The following is a 15,865-nucleotide window of genomic DNA, read 5'->3' on the forward strand; positions in this document are numbered from 1 at the left end:
CGGCCTGCGCTACGCGCTCGGCATCATGTGGCTGACGCTGATCGTCGCCGAGACGATCTCGGCCTCCGCCGGCCTCGGCTACATGGCGATGCAGGCGCGCGAGTTCCTGATGATCGATGTCGTGGTGCTGTCGATCCTGATCTACGCCCTGCTTGGCAAGCTCGCCGACAGCTTCGCGCGCCTGCTCGAACGCCGCGCGCTCGCCTGGCATCCCGGGTTCCAGAACGGATGAGGCAGAACCTGTTCGGCGTCGGCGCGCGGCGGATTGCGCGGCGCGCTCGTCCCTTGCGAAGCGACGGTCCCGCGACTAGGTGTAGCGGACAAGACAATCGCGCGGCGCGGGAGAATTCATGGGTTCGTTGGTCATCGTTCTGCTCTATGTCCTGCAGATCGTCTGGTGGATCGTGATCGCCCATGTGATCATGAGCTGGCTGATCAATTTCAACGTGCTCAACCGCAACCAGCCGCTGGTCTGGCAGCTCTGGACCGGCCTCAACCGGGTGCTGGAGCCGATCTACGGCCCGATCCGGCGCGTGCTGCCCGACATGGGCGGGCTCGACCTGTCGCCGCTGGTGGTGATCGTCGCGATCTACGCGCTGCAAACCGTGCTGGTCCGCAACGCCGGCGCATTTCTTTGACGGGTCACTTCCCCGTCACCGGATGAAGCGGGCGGCCGTCGCCGAGAAAGCTCGCGAGGTTGGCGATCGTGGTTTCGGCGATCTCGGTCAGGGCGTCGGCGGTGAAGAAGCCCTGGTGGCCGGTGATCACCACGTTGTTGAAGGTCAGCAGCCGGGCGAAGACGTCGTCCTGGATGGTGGTGTTCGAAAGGTCGCGGAAGAACAGGTCTTGCTCCTCCTCGTAGACATCGAGGCCGAGGGCGCCGACATGGCCCGATTTCAGCCCTTCGATCACGGCGGCGGTATCGACGAGCGCGCCGCGGCTGGTGTTGATCAGCATCACCCCCGGCTTCATCCGCGCGAGCGTGTCGGCATCGACCATGTGGCGCGTCCCGGACGTCAGTGGGCAGTGCAAGGTGATCACGTCCGCCTCGGCGAAGAGGGTGTCGAGCGGGACGTAGCGGCCGCCGAGCGCCGGGAAGGCATCGCCGGGAAAGGGATCGGACCCGAGCACTTCGCAGCCGAAGCCGCGCAGGATGCGCGCGGCGGCGAGGCCGATGGCGCCGGTGCCGACGACGCCCGCGACCCGCCGGCCGAGGTCGAAGCCGAGCAACCCGTCGAGCTCGAAATTGCCATCGCGGACCCGGGAATGCGCCCGATGGATCTTGCGGTTGAGGGTCAGGATCAGGGCGATCGCGTGCTCGGCCACGGACTCGGGCGAATAGGCCGGCACGCGGCCGACGGCGATGCCGGCCTTCGCGCAGGCCTCGAGGTCGACATTGTTGAAGCCGGCGCAGCGCAGAGCGACGAGCTTCACCCCAAGTCCGGCGAGTTCGCCTACCGCGGCGGCGTCGAGCGCGTCGTTGACGAAGGCGCAGATCGCGACGGCGCCCCGGGCGAGCACGGCGGTGCGGGCGTCGAGGCGACTCTCGAAATAGACGATCTCGCAGGGCGAGCCGGCCTTGGCATTGGCCTCGTTGAGCGAGGCGCGATCATAGCCGCGGGCGCTGAAGACCGCGAGCTTCACGCGCCCGCCACTGGCCTCCTCCCGTCCCTCACGTCGCCGTCCCGCGCCGGTCGCGGGTGGCGAGCAGGCGCAGGCGCAGGGCGTTGATCTTGATGAAGCCCGCCGCGTCCTTCTGGTCGTAGGCGCCGGCGTCGTCCTCGAAGGTCACATGCTGCTCGGAATAGAGCGACAGCGGCGAGGAGCGGCCGACGACCGAGGCGAGGCCCTTGTAGAGCCGCACCCGCGCCGACCCCGTCACCGATACCTGGCTGCGGTCGATCAGCGCCTGCAGCATCTCGCGCTCGGGGCTGAACCAGAAGCCGTTGTAGATGAGCTCGGCATAGCGCGGCATCAGCTCGTCCTTGAGATGCGCGGCGCCGCGGTCGAGCGTGATCGATTCGATGCCGCGATGCGCGGCGAGCAGGATGGTGCCGCCCGGTGTCTCGTAGATTCCGCGCGACTTCATGCCGACGAAGCGGCCCTCGACGAGATCGAGCCGGCCGATGCCATGCCGCCCGCCGAGCACATTGAGCCGGGTGAGCAATTCGGCCGGACTCAGCGCCTCGCCGTCGATCGAGACCGGATCGCCGTGCTCGAAGCCGATCTCGACATATTCCGGGGTGTTCGGCGCCGCCTCCGGGCTCACCGTGCGCTGATAGACGTATTCCGGCGCTTCCTCGGCCGGATCCTCCAGTACCTTGCCCTCGGAGGAAGTGTGCAAGAGGTTCGCATCGACCGAGAACGGCGCCTCGCCGCGCTTGTCCTTGGCGATCGGGATCTGGTTCTCCTCGGCGAAGGCGATCAGCTTGCTGCGGCTGGTCAGCGCCCATTCGCGCCAGGGTGCGATCACCCGGATCGAGGGGTTGAGCGCATAGGCCGAGAGTTCGAACCGCACCTGGTCGTTGCCCTTGCCGGTCGCGCCATGGGCCACGGCGTCGGCGCCGGTCATCTCGGCGATCTCGACCAGACGCTTGGCGATCAGTGGTCGGGCGATCGAGGTTCCGAGCAGATACTGGCCCTCGTAGACCGCGTTGGCCCGGAACATCGGGAAGACGAAGTCGCGGACGAATTCCTCGCGCAGATCCTCGATGAAGATATTCTCGGGCGCCACCCCGAGGAGTTCGGCCTTCTTGCGGGCGGGCTCCAGCTCCTCGCCCTGGCCGAGGTCGGCGGTGAAGGTGACGAGCTCGCAGTCATATTCGGTGCGCAGCCATTTCAGGATGATGGAGGTATCGAGGCCACCGGAATAGGCCAGCACGACTTTCTTGGGTGACGACATCGCTTGCTCCGCTCGCGGCCCCTGGACCTTGCCGTCTAGGAGGTTTTCGCACCCGCGGCAAGCCGGACGCGGCGCATGGGCGGGGATCGTGTCAGTCCCGGCGGACGCACATTTCCCTCGCGACCATGAAGTGGAAGCTTCGCGACCCCGGTCAGCCCCGCCGGCGCCGTCGTCCGCCGTCGCCCGCGTTGAAGGCGACGTCCGGCAGGGTCACGATGGCGGCGAGCCGCGGGAAGGCGGCGCTGGCATGCGGGATGGCGTTCGCCGCGACGAAATGCTCCTGGAACCGCGGCTCGATCGCGGTCTCGACCTTGTGGATCCGGGTGACCAGCGTTTCGACCTCGCGCCGCGCCGCGACGTTGAGCAGCGCGATCCGCGCGCCGGTCCCGGCGGCGTTGCCGGCCGAGGTGACCTGCGCGAGGTCGCAGTCGGGGATCATGCCGAGCACCATGGCGTGCTTGGGGCTGATATGGGCGCCGAAGGCCCCGGCCAACACCACCCGGTCGACCCGGTCGACGCCAAGCTGGTCCATCAGCAGCCGCGCTCCGGCATAGAGCGCCGATTTCGCAAGCTGGATCGCGCGTACGTCGCCCTGGGTCACGAGGATGCGCGGCCCGCCGTCCTCCGCCCCGTCGCGCAACATGTAGGCGTGGGTGCGGCCTTCGGGAACGCAGCGCGCGGTGCCGGTCTGTTCCGCCGACCCGATCAGGCCACTCTTGTCGACGAGGCCGGCCATGCGCATCTCGGCGATCGCCTCGATGATGCCCGAGCCGCAGACGCCGGTGACACCGGTGCGCGCGGTGGCGGCGGCGAAGCCGGGATCGTCGGACCAGAGGTCACAGCCGATGACGCGAAACCGCGGCTCCTTGGTGACGGGATCGATCTCGACGCGTTCGATGGCGCCCGGCGCGGCGCGCTGGCCGGAGGAAATCTGCGCGCCCTCGAAGGCGGGACCGGTCGGCGAGGAGCAGGCGAGCACCTGATGGCGGTCGCCGAGCAGGATCTCGGCGTTGGTGCCGACATCGACCACCAGCATCAGCTCGTCCGACTGGTTCGGCGCCTCGCTGAGTGCCACGGCGGCGGCGTCGGCGCCGACATGGCCGGCGATGCAGGGCAGGAGATAGATCCGCGCGTCCGGGTGCAGCCTGAGCTCGATCTCGACCGCCCAGAGCACGAGGCTCGAAGCGGTGGCAAGCGCGAACGGTGCCTGGCCGAGTTCGGTCGGGTCGATGCCGAGCAGCAGGTGGTGCATCACCGGGTTGCAGACGATCACCGCCTCGAAGATCAGTTCCGGGGCGATCCGCGCCTCGGCGGCGCATTGCCCGACGAGGGCGTTCATCGCCTGGCGGACAGCGCGGGTCATCTCGGCGGCGCCGCCGGGGTTCATCATCGCATAGCTCACCCGGCTCATCAGATCCTCGCCGAAGCGGATCTGCGGGTTCATCATGCCGGTCGAGGCCAGCACCTCGCCGGTGACAAGATCGCAGAGATGGCCGGCGATGGTGGTGGAGCCGAGGTCGATGGCGAGGCCGAAGATCGAGCCTTCGTAGAAGCCAGGCCAGACATGCAGGATCTGCGACCGGCCGGGCTCGCCGCGATAGACGGCGCAGGTCACGGTCCAGCCGCCCTTGCGCAGCGCGGGTTGCAGCATCTGCAGCGTGCGCAGGTCGCCCTTGACGCCGGTCAGGCCCCATTGCTCGGTCAGCGCGCGTTCGAGCCGCTCGAGATCGCCCGAGGGCTCGTGCATGTCGGGCTCGGCCACCTCGACGAAATAGAGCCGGGTGGCGGGGTCCATCACGATCTGGCGGGCTTCGGCGCGCTTGCGCACGACCTGCTTGTGGACCTGGCTTTCCGGGGGCACGTCGATCACCACGTCGCCCTCGATGAGCGCCTGGCAGCCGAGCCGGCGCCCCGCGCCGAGCCCGCGCTTGGAGCGGTAGCGTTCCTCGACCGCGTTCCAGGCGCTGAGCGCGGTTTCCTCGACCACAAGCCCATGCTTCGGAAACTCGCCATAGGCCGGCGTCACCTGGCATTTCGAGCAGATGCCGCGCCCGCCGCAGACGCTGTCCAGATCGACGCCGAGCCGGCGGGCGGCGGTCAGCACCGGGGTGCCGGCCGCGAAATGGCCGCGCTTGCCGGAAGGGGTGAAGATGACGAGCGGATCGCGGAGGGTCATGCGGGGTCTCGTCGCGCATATCGCGCGCTCAGGCAAGGGGAGCTCATGTCCCGGCCACCAGCGCGGAAAGGCGGGCGGCGAGGTCGGGTCCGGTCAGGCGCAGGCGCTTCACCCGGGCGCGGTCTCCGGCGACGAGGGTCACGCTGGAGCGTGGCAGGTCGAGCGACTTCGCGAGAAAGGCGATCAGCGCGGCGTTGGCGGCGCCGTCCACGGGGGGAGAGGCGACGCGCAGGCGCAGGAACGGCTGGCCATCCAGCGCGGCGATTCCGTCGAATCCCGCGCGGCCACCGCGTGGCGTCAGCCGGACGGCGAGTTCCACTCCGCCCGGGATCTCGCGCCAGGGAAGGCTGGCGGTCATGCCGTCGCGCGCGGGCTGGTCATCCGCTCAACCGCGGCGGCGCCGGCGCCCCTCGCGGCCGCCGCGCGCGCCCGGTTCCTCGCCCTCGACGGCGGGCGGCTTGTTGGCGCGGATCCAGGCGGCGCCATGCGCGTCGTTGTCCATCAGCAGGTTCGCCGCGCGGATCGCCTCCATTTCCTGAGGCCGCACCGGGTTCATGATCGCCGATGTCATTCCGGAGGCGATCGCCATCGGCAGGAAGGCCGCGTTGATGGCATGGCGATTGGGAAGCCCAAACGAGACGTTGGAGGCGCCGCAGGTGGTGTTCACCCCGAGTTCCTCGCGCAGGCGGCGGACCAGCGTGAAAACCTGCAAGCCCGCGTTCGACAGCGCGCCGACCGGCATCATCAGCGGATCGACCACGATGTCATGCGCCGGGATGCCGAAATCCGCCGCGCGTTGCACGATCTTCCTCGCCACCGCGAAGCGCACGTCGGGGTCCATCGAGATGCCGGTATCGTCGTTCGAGATGGCGACCACCGGAACGTTGAATTTCTTCACCAGCGGCAGCACGAGCTCCAGCCGCTCCTCCTCGCCGGTGACGGAATTGAGCAGCGGTCGACCCTCGCAGACCTCGAGCCCGGCCAGCAGAGCGCCCGGCACGCTCGAATCGATGCAGAGGGGCACATCGACCAGCTGCTGGATCAGCTCGATCATGCCCCGCATCAGCGGCGGCTCGGTCTCGTTCGGGTTGGGGTTCGAGTTATAGACCACGCCCGCGTTCACATCGAGCATGGTGGCGCCGCAAGCGACCTGCTCCAGCGCGTCCTTCTCGACGGTGGAGAAGTCGCCCGCCTCAAGCTCGGCGGCGAGGAGCTTGCGGCCGGTGGGATTGATCCGCTCGCCGATCACGCAGAACGGCTGGTCGAAGCCGATGATCGCGGTCCGGGATTTCGACTCGACGATGGTGCGGGTCATGCGACACGGGCCTTCATGGCTTGGAGATGCGCCCAGAGCGCGGGATCGGTGAAATCGGCGATCACCTCTTGCGCGCCCGCCTGACGCAGCTGGTCGGCGGTGAGCCCGGTGGTCAGGCCGAAGACATGCGCCCCGGAGGCGCGCGCCGCGCGCAGGCCGGAGCGGCTGTCCTCGAAGGCGGTCGAGGTGGAAGGCGTGGCGCCGAGCAGCCGCATGGCGGTCTGGTAGGGCAGCGGGTCGGGCTTCGGCCGCGCACATTCCTCGCCGATGACCAGCGTGGTCACCCGCGTCGCGAGGTCGGCGGCGGTCAGCATCGCCTCGGCGTTCAGCCGCGGCGCGTTGGTGACGACGGCGACGCCGATGCCTTCGGCCTCGGCCCAGTCGAACAGCGCGACGACGCCGGGCAGGGGCTCGACGCTGGCGCCGAGGCTGTCGCGGAACGTGGCTTCCTTGCGGTCCGCGATCTCGGCATGTTGCCCGGGTTCGCCCGGGAAGAAGCGGGACATGATCTCGGCATTCGGCTTGCCCATGATATGGGTCTTGTAGTCATCAATGCTCAGCGCCTCGCCGCGCTCCGCCAGGATGGTGGCGAAGGCGGCGTGGTGCAGATGATCGCTCTCGATCAGGGTGCCGTCGAGGTCGAACAGGAGGGAGAGCCTGGCCAAGGGCGGGTCCCGGATCAGGCGCGGGCGCGGCGGGGCAGGGCGGTCGCCGCGGCGGCGAAGTCGGTCGTCGCGCCGATGCCGCCGAGCGGGAACAGATGCACCCGCTCCACCGGGAAATCGGGATGCGCCGCCTTGTGCCGGGCGAGCGCGGCGAGGAATTCCGTCGGCTCGAACGGCAGCATCAGCTTCGACAGATCCGCCGCGCGGCGCTGAAGCACGCGCAGCGACGGGCCGACGCCGCAGGCCATGGCATATTTCAGCATGGTCTGCAGCTTCGCCGGGCCGGCGACGCCGATATGGACAGGCAGCGTGATGCCTTCCGCCCGCAGGCGGTTCGCCCAGCCGATCACCGGCTCGGCCTCGAAGCAGAACTGCGTGGTTATCGCCATGCGCGCGTCGGTCCGGCTCTGGAAGGCGTTCTTCCAGCGGAGCGCCGCCATGGCATTGGCCTCGCCCGCCGCGTCGATGTCGCGACACCCCTCGGGATGGCCGGCGACATGCAGGTCGGTGAAGCCATGCGCGTCGAAGAGTCCGGTTTCCAAGAGCTGGGTGGAGTCGGAATAAGCGCCGCGCGGCGTGGAAATACCCCCGGCGAGCACCAGCGCCCGGCGCACGCCGACATCGGCGTAGGCGCCGACCATGCGGGCGAAGGTCGCCCGGTCGGCGATGCCGCGGGCGGCGAAATGCGGCGTGACGGCGAAACCTTCGTCGACCAGCCGGCGCGCGGTCGCCAGCATGTCGGAAAACTCGGTGCCGTCGATATGGGCGACATAGACGCGGGTCCCGGCCGGCAGCAGGGCGCGGAAATCCTCGATCTTCGCCGCGGTTCGCGGCATCACCTCGATCGAGAAATCCTCGAGCAGGCTGGCGGCCCCGGCATGGGGCGTGGTCGCGGGCCTGCGGATGAAGGAGAGGATGCTCGCCAAGGTTTGCTCCCGCGTTCAGGGTTCCGGTGTCGTCGCGGCCCAGCCGTCGTTTTCGATCAGGGCCTTGATCGCACCCGGACTAAACGCCGCTTCCAGTCTGGCCGCTTCGCCGTATGCGACATCCGCCGCTTCGCCTTCGACATGGTAGGGCTCCGCCTTTCGCCATTCGGCGAGATAGGCGTCGGCGTCGCGGGCCCCCACCTTCATCGCGCACCGATCGATCGCCTGTTCGAACCTTTCGGGCAGCTGGACCTTGGTCGCGCGCCGGCCGGAGCCGACGATGACCTGCGCCGGAATATCGCGCCAATAGACGATGGTGACGGCGGGCATCGCGTCTCTCCCGGGATGGTTAACCGGCTCCGCAGTTAGGCGTTGCCGGAAGGGCTTTCCAGCGGTATGTTGGCCGCTGCGAACATCATTGTCGGTATGGACCGGTGCACATGACCCAAGAGTCACAGGCTCTCCCGAGCCTTTCCTTCGAATTTTTCCCCCCGCATTCTCCCGAAGCCAGCCTGCGGCTGTGGCGCTCGGTGGAGCGTCTGGCGCCGCTGGCGCCGCGCTTCGTCTCGGTGACCTACGGCGCCGGTGGCACGACGCGGGATCGCACCAACGCGGCGATCCAGACCATCGTCGAGCGGGCGCGGCTGAACGTCGCCGGGCACCTGACCTGCGTCGGCGCCTCGCGGGACGAGACGCTGGAGGTGGCGCGCGGCTATGCGCGGCTCGGCGTGCGGCGGATCGTGGCGCTGCGCGGTGATCCGCCCAAGGGCGAGACTTGCTTCACTCCGCATCCCGAAGGTTTCGGCTCGGCGGCCGAACTCGTGACCGCGCTGCGGCGGATCGGGGATTTCGAGATTTCGGTCGCGGCCTATCCCGAGAAGCACCCGGAAGCGACCAGCCTCGCGACCGATATCGACAATCTGAAGCGCAAGCTCGACGCCGGAGCGAGCAACGCGCTGACCCAGTTCTTCTTCGACAACGAGGATTTCCTGCGGTTCCGGGACGCCGCCGCCGCCGCCGGCATCACGGCGCCGATCTATCCCGGCATCCTGCCGGTCGAGAATTTCCGCAAGATGGTGAATTTCGCCGGCCGCTGCCAGGCGCGGGTGCCGGACTGGATGCACACCGCCTTCGGTCGCGCCGAGACGCCGGAGGACGCCTATCAGCTGTCGGTGGCGCTCGCCTGCGATCAGATCGACGCGCTGATCGACGAGGGCGTGGATCATCTGCATGTCTATACGCTGAACAATCCCGACCTCACTTTCGACGTCTGCCGGACGCTCGGCTATGTCGCCGCGCCGCTCGCGGCCGCCGCGGATGGCTACGGCGCCGCCTGAACGGCGGGCGATCTTTACGTTTCATCAAGGATTTGGCGGGGGGTCCGAATGTGATCCCTCGCCTTTTTCGGGGCATTTCGCCCCGGTTCGACCATTTCCGAGGCATTTCTTGCCTTGGGCGACGGCGTCATGTAACGTTCAAACAAACCTGCGGAACCCTCCGCAATATATGAACTGGCTGTTACATGGCGCAGGACTTGACCGAGTCCGCGCAGGGGAATGTCGCGCTGGTATCCCGGCGCCAAAACTACAAGCCTGCGCGGGCTGAACCGGACCTATACGCGGCGCTCGATCTGGGCACCAACAGTTGCCGCATGCTGATCGCCACCCCGGACGCGGGCCATTTCCGCGTGATCGATGCCTTTGCCAAGTCCGTACGCCTCGGCTCGGGACTGGAGCGCACGGGGCACCTCTCGCGTGGCTCGATTTCACGCACTTTGTCCGCCCTCGAGATCTGCGCCGAGAAGCTGCGGCGCTACAAGGTTGGCAACGTCCGTCTCGTCGCGACCGAAGCCTGCCGGCGGGCCCGCAACGGCAACCACTTTCTCGCCATGGTGGCGCGCGAGACCGGTCTCCGGCTCGAGGTGATTCGGCCGGAGGAGGAGGCGCGGCTCGCGGTCATTTCCTGCGCGCCGCTCGTCTCGCAGGAGGCGAGCCAGGTACTGGTGTTCGACATCGGTGGCGGCTCGACCGAACTGGTCTGGATCGACCTCGCCGATGTCGCGCCCGAGGACCGGGCGAAGGCCATCGTCAATCTGCGGGTGAATGGCGAAGGCGGCGAGGCACGGGGCGCGCGAATCGTCGATTTCATTTCGGTACCGCTCGGCGTCGCGACGCTGCACGAGCGCTATGCCGACGTCGATAGCGATACTGCCCGCTTCGCACTGATGTCCTGGTATTTCGAGGAGCAGATCGTCGGGTTCAAACCCTATCTGCAGGCCTTGTCCGAACGCGAGACCGGGTTCCAGATGATCGGCACCTCGGGCACCGTGACCACGGTCGGCGCGGCGCATCTGGGGCTGAAGCGCTATGACCGGCGCAAGGTCGACGGGATGCATCTCACCTCGAAGGCGATCGACGCGGTGATCGGCCGCTTCCTGCGTCTGGGGCCGGAGGGGCGGCGCAACGACATCGGCCTCGCGCGCGATCGATCGGAGCTCATCATGTCGGGCGCCGCGATCCTGCAGACGCTGCTGCGGATCTGGCCGACCGAGTCGATGCGCGTCGCCGACCGGGGCCTGCGCGAGGGCATGCTCTTCGCGATGATGAGCGCCGACGGCGTCTTCACCACCGGCGTTCGGATGGAGTGAAGGCTCCTCCGGTCGGTCCTGTCCCCGGTCCTCAGGTTCGGTTGCCGAGGCGACGGGCGCGCTTGACCGCGGGGCGCCCGGAGCCGAAGAGGGGCGGGCGCGGCGCGGGGATCGGCATGAGCGGCGAGAAGAACAAGGGGTCGGGCCGCGGGCGGCGGGATCTCACCATCCGGGTCAAGACCGCGAAGGGGCGCAAGCTGTCCTCGACGCTCTGGCTGCGGCGCCAGCTCAATGATCCTTACGTGCAAAGCGCGCGGGCCGAAGGCTATCGCGGCCGCGCCGCCTACAAGATCATCGAGATCGACGACAAGTTCGGTTTCCTCAGGCCCGGCGCGCGGGTTGTGGATCTCGGCCATGCGCCGGGCGGCTGGAGCCAGGTCGCGGTCGCACGGGTCAACGCGCTCGGCGAGCGGCGCGGCAAGCCGGTGGGGCGCGTGCTCGGCATCGACCTGCAGGAGGTCGAGGCGATCCCGGGCGCCGAACTGCATGTGCTCGATTTCCTGAGCGAGGGCGCCGACGCGCTCGTGCGCGACTGGCTCGGCGGCCGGGCGGATGTGGTGATGTCGGACATGGCGGCGGCCTCCTCCGGCCATCCTCCGACCGATCACCTGCGGATCAGCGCGCTGGTCGAGGCGGCGATCGACCTCGCCGAGGAAGTGCTGGAGCCGGGTGGCACCTTCGTCGCCAAGGTGCTCGGCGGCGGCGCCGACGCCTCGCTGGTGGCGCGGCTGAACCGGATCTTCGCCAAGGTCCAGCATGTGAAGCCACCGGCGAGCCGCAGCGACTCCTCGGAAAAGTTCATCGTCGCCACGGGATTCCGGGGAAAGCCCGCCTGAGGCGGCGCCATCGGTCTCGCTATTTTGCACCGCGGCGAAATGCGCTAGTCTTCCGGCAAGCAATGGCGGGAGCATCATGACGTCGGCGATGACGGAGTCCGCGGAGGTTTCCAGCGCGACCATGGCGGCGCCCGCGCATGTCGCATTGTCCTATCAGGCGGAGGTCGACGGGCTTCGCGCGGTGGCCGTGGTCCCCGTGGTGCTGTTCCACGCGGGTTTCGTCGGCTTCTCCGCCGGCTATCTCGGCGTCGACGTGTTCTTCGTCATCTCCGGCTATCTCATCACCTCCCTGGTGCTGCGCGACATCGCGGCGGGGCGGTTCTCGGTCCTCGCCTTCTACGAGCGCCGGGCGCGGCGCATCCTGCCCGCGCTGTTCTTCGTGGCGCTCTGTAGCATTCCGCTCGCGCTCCTGCTCATGTTCCCCTGGCAGGTCGCCGATTTCGGCGAGAGCCTGACGGCGACCATGGGCTTCTATGCCAACCAGTATTTCCTCTCGACGCTCGACTATTTCCGCGAGGGATCGGACCATGCGCCGTTCCTGCATATGTGGAGCCTCGCGGTCGAGGAGCAATATTACCTGCTGGTCCCGCCCGTGCTGTGGCTCGCCTGGATGGCGGGGGCGCGGCGGGCGATGTTGCTCGGGCTGGCGCTGGCGGCGAGCCTGCTCAGCCTCGTCGGCGCCGCGCTGATCGTGACGCGGTGGCAGCAGACCGCCTTCTACATCTTTCCGACTCGCGCCTTCGAGCTTGGCGTCGGCTCGCTGCTGGCTCTCGCGCTGCTCGACCGACCGCGCCCGGAGGGACCGATGAACGGTCCGCTGGCGCTGCTCGGGCTCGGCATGGTGGTCGCGCCGATGCTGTTCCTGCCGTCCTGGGCGGTGCTGCCCTCCTGGCCGACGCTCGTTCCCTGCGTCGGCGCGGCGCTGGTGATCGCCTTTGCCAGCCCCGGAACCGCGGCGCACCGCCTGCTGGCCTCGCCGGTCCTCGTCGCGGTCGGGCTTGTCAGCTTCAGTCTCTATCTCTGGCACCAGCCGCTCTTCGCCTTCGCGCGGGTGTCGCGCGCCCATCCCTCCCCGGCGCTGATGGCCGGGCTGGCGCTGCTCGCCGTCGCACTCGCGGCGCTGACCTGGCGCTTCGTCGAGCGGCCGACGCGCCGGGCACCGATCTCGCGGCGCCGGGTCCTGCTGCTCAGCCTCGTCGGTCTGCTGGCGTTCGGCGCCGTCGGGCAACTGCTGGCGATCGGGGCCGGCCGATTGCACGCGGCCTCACCGACGGAGGCGCAGCTCGAGGTTTCGCCGCTGGTCCGCGGCGCCTATGTCGTAAGCCGCTACAACGCGCTGCCCCGCGACTTTTCGCACGCGGTTCCGGGGCAGAAGCGGCTGCTGATCATCGGCGACAGCCATTCGCAGGATTTCTACAACATGGTGCGCGAGACCGGCGCCTTCGACGACTGGGCGGTGGCGACCAGCTATATTCCGTATCGGTGCCAGACCTATTTCGGCCCCGAGGACGTCAGCGCGCTGATCCTCGCGTCAGACCTCCACCACTGCGCCGCCAACCGCGTGGCGGGGCCGGTGCCGGCGGAGGCGGACGTGATCGTGCTCGTCTCGAACTGGCGCGACTGGGCGGCGCGCCGGATCGGCGACACGATCGCCGCGCTCGGACTTCGGCCGGATCAGCGGTTGATCGTGGTCGGCGCCAAGGGCTTCGGCGATCTTTTCCTGCGGGGGTTCGTCGGCGAGAGCCCGGCGCAACTCGCCGGCGAGACGGCGTCGGCGCCGGCGGAGATCGTCGGGACCAATGCCGATCTGCGCACGGCGATGCCCGCCGGCGTCGGATTTGTCGATATGGAGCAGGTGCTCTGCCCCGGCGGCGTCTGCCACCTGTTCACGCCCGAGGGCGAACTCGTCAGCCACGACGGCGACCACCTGACCGAAACCGGCGCCAAGCTGGTCGGCGCGGAGCTGTTCCGGCAACCGGCGCTGCGGGGGTTCCTGACGCCGCCGTGAGCAAGGCTCGCCCGGCCCGCCGGTGAATGCGATGGACGCCGCCTTCGGCGCCGCCAAAGCCTTGCGGGCTTGCGCATTTCAACCTTAGCGGGAATCAAATCCTAACAGTCGGTTAACACGCCCTTGGGGGTAGATTCCTGTCAACCACAATATCTTGCGTCTGGAGGCAATAAATCTGTTGCGACTCGGGGGTGTTTCCCGTTTTCTGGTGCTCGGGCCAACCAAGGCCACAACATCTGGTGGCGCTTGGCGCCGGAGACCAGAGTACCGAAGGACCGAGGACAGAGCATGAAGATCGAACGTCGCTTCACGACCGAGGAAACCGGAGCCTATGGCGCGCTCACCTTCCGCGCCACCAGTTCGGAAATTCGCAATCCCGACGGTTCGATCGTGTTCCATCTGGACGATCTCGAAGTTCCCGAGAGCTGGAGTCAGGTCGCCTCCGATGTTCTGGCCCAGAAGTATTTCCGCAAGGCGGGGGTTCCGGCCGCGCTGAAGCGGGTGAAGGAGAAGGGCGTCCCGAGCTTCCTCTGGCGTTCGGTGCCGGATGAGGAGCGGCTGGCGATCCTGCCCGAGGACAAACGCTCGGTCGGCGAGACATCGGCGCGGCAGGTGTTCGACCGGCTGGCCGGCGCCTGGGCCTACTGGGGTTGGAAGGGCGGCTATTTCTCGTCCGAGGCCGACGCCCGCGCCTATTACGACGAAATGCGTTTCATGCTGGCCGCGCAGATGGCGGCGCCGAACAGCCCGCAGTGGTTCAACACCGGGCTGCACTGGGCCTATGGCATCGACGGTCCGGGGCAGGGCCATTATTACGTCGATTTCCAGAGCGGCGAGCTGACCAAATCCTCCAGCGCCTACGAGCATCCGCAGCCGCATGCCTGCTTCATCCAGTCGGTCGGCGACGATCTCGTCAACGAGGGCGGGATCATGGACCTCTGGACCCGCGAGGCGCGGCTGTTCAAGTACGGCTCCGGCACCGGTACCAACTTCTCCTCGCTCCGCGCCGCGAACGAGCGGCTGGCGGGCGGCGGCAAGTCCTCGGGGCTGATGTCCTTCCTCAAGATCGGTGACCGCGCGGCGGGTGCGATCAAGTCGGGCGGCACCACGCGCCGCGCGGCGAAGATGGTGATCTGCGACCTCGACCATCCGGATATCGAGGAATTCATCAACTGGAAGGTCATCGAGGAACAGAAGGTGGCGAGCCTCGTCGCCGGCTCCAAGATTCACGAGGCGCGGCTGAACGAGATCTTCGCCGCGATCCGCGCCTGGGACGGCGCCGAGGCGGATGCCTTCGACCCCAAGACCAATCCCTCGCTCAAGGCCGCGATCCGCTCGGCCAAGAAGTCGATGGTGCCGGAGACCTACGTCAAGCGCGTGCTGCAATATGCCGGGCAGGGCTATGCCTCGATCGAGTTCCGCACCTATGACACCGATTGGGACAGCGACGCCTATCTCACCGTATCGGGCCAGAATTCCAACAATTCGGTCCGCGTCACCGACGCCTTCCTGAAGGCGGTGCGCGAGGATGCCGACTGGGCGCTGGTCCGGCGGATCGACGGCAAGATCGCCAAGACGCTGAAGGCGCGGGATCTGTGGGACCAGATCGGTCACGCCGCCTGGGCCTGCGCCGATCCGGGCGTGCAGTTCCACGACACGATCAATGCCTGGCACACCTGCCCCGAGGACGGGCCGATCCGCGCGTCGAACCCTTGCTCGGAATACATGTTCCTCGACGACACGGCCTGCAACCTCGCCTCGCTGAACCTGCTCACCTTCCTGCGCGGCGAGACGTTCGACGCCAAGGCCTATGTCCACGCCACCCGCCTCTGGACGCTGACGCTCGAAATCTCGGTGCTGATGGCGCAGTTCCCGAGCGCCCGGATCGCGGAGCTCAGCTATCGCTTCCGCACGCTCGGCCTCGGCTATGCCAATATCGGCGGCCTGCTGATGACCCTCGGCCATGGCTATGACAGCGCCGAGGGCCGGGCGCTCTGCGGCGCGCTGTCGGCGGTGATGACCGGCGAGGCCTATCGGACCTCGGCCGAGATGGCGGGCGAGCTTGGCGCCTTTCCGGGCTACGCGGCGAACGCGGCGCACATGAGCCGGGTGATCCGCAACCACCGCCGCGCCGCGACCGGGGCGCTGACCGGCTACGAGGGGCTGGCGGTGCCGCCGGTCGCGCTCGATCACGAGAATTGCCCGGACCGCGCCTTGCTCAACCTCGCGCATATGGTGTGGGACGAGGCGGTGGAGCTGGGCGAGAAGCACGGCTTTCGCAATGCCCAGGTGTCGGTGATCGCGCCGACCGGGACCATCGGCCTCGTCATGGATTGCGACACCACCGGCATCGAGCCCGACTTCGCGCTGGTGAAGTTCAAGAAGCTGGC

15 protein-coding genes are annotated in these 15,865 nt (G+C 68.2%); 7 read left to right on the top strand and 8 right to left on the bottom strand.

The annotated features are described in order from the left end of the window. Both Q0480_RS14735 and Q0480_RS14740 read left to right on the top strand, forming a co-directional pair. The coding region (locus Q0480_RS14735) for an ABC transporter permease subunit (RefSeq protein WP_299134053.1) at positions 1 to 232 on the top strand (232 nt) is incomplete at its 5' end. Positions 233 to 350: 118 nt separating this feature from the next. Then, positions 351 to 638 (top strand): YggT family protein, encoded by a 288-nt coding sequence (locus Q0480_RS14740; RefSeq protein WP_299134054.1) that lies wholly within the window; start codon positions 351 to 353, stop codon positions 636 to 638. Between the two features lie 4 nt (positions 639 to 642). Here Q0480_RS14740 and Q0480_RS14745 read toward each other — a convergent pair whose 3' ends face one another. The 8 genes from Q0480_RS14745 to Q0480_RS14780 all read right to left on the bottom strand — a co-directional run bounded on the left by Q0480_RS14745 (position 643) and on the right by Q0480_RS14780 (position 8,314). After that, on the bottom strand, positions 643 to 1,644 hold the full coding sequence (locus tag Q0480_RS14745; RefSeq protein WP_299134056.1) for a 2-hydroxyacid dehydrogenase: 1,002 nt from the start codon (positions 1,642 to 1,644) through the stop codon (positions 643 to 645). Positions 1,645 to 1,672: 28 nt separating this feature from the next. Next, positions 1,673 to 2,902: an argininosuccinate synthase gene (locus Q0480_RS14750; protein ID WP_299134058.1), complete on the bottom strand. Its 1,230-nt coding sequence runs from the start codon at positions 2,900 to 2,902 to the stop codon at positions 1,673 to 1,675. 151 nt (positions 2,903 to 3,053) lie between these two features. Further along, entirely contained in the window at positions 3,054 to 5,078 is a 2,025-nt protein-coding gene (locus Q0480_RS14755; RefSeq protein ID WP_299134059.1) for an ASKHA domain-containing protein, read from the bottom strand. A 43-nt stretch (positions 5,079 to 5,121) separates the two neighbouring features. Further along, positions 5,122 to 5,436 carry a DUF167 family protein gene (locus tag Q0480_RS14760; RefSeq protein ID WP_299134061.1) on the bottom strand — a complete coding sequence of 105 codons (315 nt, stop codon included), beginning with the start codon at positions 5,434 to 5,436 and terminating at the stop codon, positions 5,122 to 5,124. A gap of 27 nt (positions 5,437 to 5,463) precedes the next feature. Further along, positions 5,464 to 6,393, bottom strand: coding sequence for a methyltetrahydrofolate cobalamin methyltransferase (locus Q0480_RS14765; RefSeq protein WP_299134063.1), 930 nt, complete (start codon positions 6,391 to 6,393; stop codon positions 5,464 to 5,466). Further along, positions 6,390 to 7,058 carry an HAD-IA family hydrolase gene (locus tag Q0480_RS14770; RefSeq protein WP_299134064.1) on the bottom strand — a complete coding sequence of 223 codons (669 nt, stop codon included), beginning with the start codon at positions 7,056 to 7,058 and terminating at the stop codon, positions 6,390 to 6,392. Before Q0480_RS14770 ends, Q0480_RS14765 begins: the two co-directional genes overlap by 4 nt. A 14-nt stretch (positions 7,059 to 7,072) precedes the next feature. Beyond that, positions 7,073 to 7,975, bottom strand: coding sequence for a methylenetetrahydrofolate reductase (locus Q0480_RS14775; protein WP_299134070.1), 903 nt, complete (start codon positions 7,973 to 7,975; stop codon positions 7,073 to 7,075). A gap of 24 nt (positions 7,976 to 7,999) precedes the next feature. Continuing rightward, complete coding sequence (locus Q0480_RS14780) at positions 8,000 to 8,314, bottom strand: virulence factor (RefSeq protein ID WP_299134065.1); 315 nt, start codon at positions 8,312 to 8,314, stop codon at positions 8,000 to 8,002. A 110-nt stretch (positions 8,315 to 8,424) separates the two neighbouring features. On the opposite strand from Q0480_RS14780, the gene metF reads away from it, so the two are divergent. From metF to Q0480_RS14805, 5 genes are all read left to right on the top strand, one after another. Next, positions 8,425 to 9,321 (top strand): methylenetetrahydrofolate reductase [NAD(P)H], encoded by an 897-nt coding sequence (gene metF, locus Q0480_RS14785; RefSeq protein WP_299134066.1) that lies wholly within the window; start codon positions 8,425 to 8,427, stop codon positions 9,319 to 9,321. 227 nt (positions 9,322 to 9,548) lie between these two features. Continuing rightward, positions 9,549 to 10,631: a Ppx/GppA phosphatase family protein gene (locus tag Q0480_RS14790; protein WP_299134071.1), complete on the top strand. Its 1,083-nt coding sequence runs from the start codon at positions 9,549 to 9,551 to the stop codon at positions 10,629 to 10,631. A 116-nt stretch (positions 10,632 to 10,747) separates the two neighbouring features. After that, positions 10,748 to 11,467 carry an RlmE family RNA methyltransferase gene (locus Q0480_RS14795; RefSeq protein ID WP_299134067.1) on the top strand — a complete coding sequence of 240 codons (720 nt, stop codon included), beginning with the start codon at positions 10,748 to 10,750 and terminating at the stop codon, positions 11,465 to 11,467. An 88-nt stretch (positions 11,468 to 11,555) separates the two neighbouring features. Then, the gene (locus tag Q0480_RS14800) at positions 11,556 to 13,475 is read left to right on the top strand and encodes an acyltransferase family protein (protein WP_299134068.1); all 1,920 of its coding nucleotides are present in this window, start codon (positions 11,556 to 11,558) and stop codon (positions 13,473 to 13,475) included. A gap of 288 nt (positions 13,476 to 13,763) precedes the next feature. Beyond that, positions 13,764 to 15,865 (top strand): adenosylcobalamin-dependent ribonucleoside-diphosphate reductase (locus Q0480_RS14805; RefSeq protein ID WP_299134069.1); only part of this gene is annotated, 2,102 nt, incomplete at its 3' end.

The sequence above is a fragment of the uncultured Amaricoccus sp. genome (genome assembly GCF_937891315.1).
Classification (GTDB): Bacteria; Pseudomonadota; Alphaproteobacteria; order Rhodobacterales; family Rhodobacteraceae; genus Amaricoccus.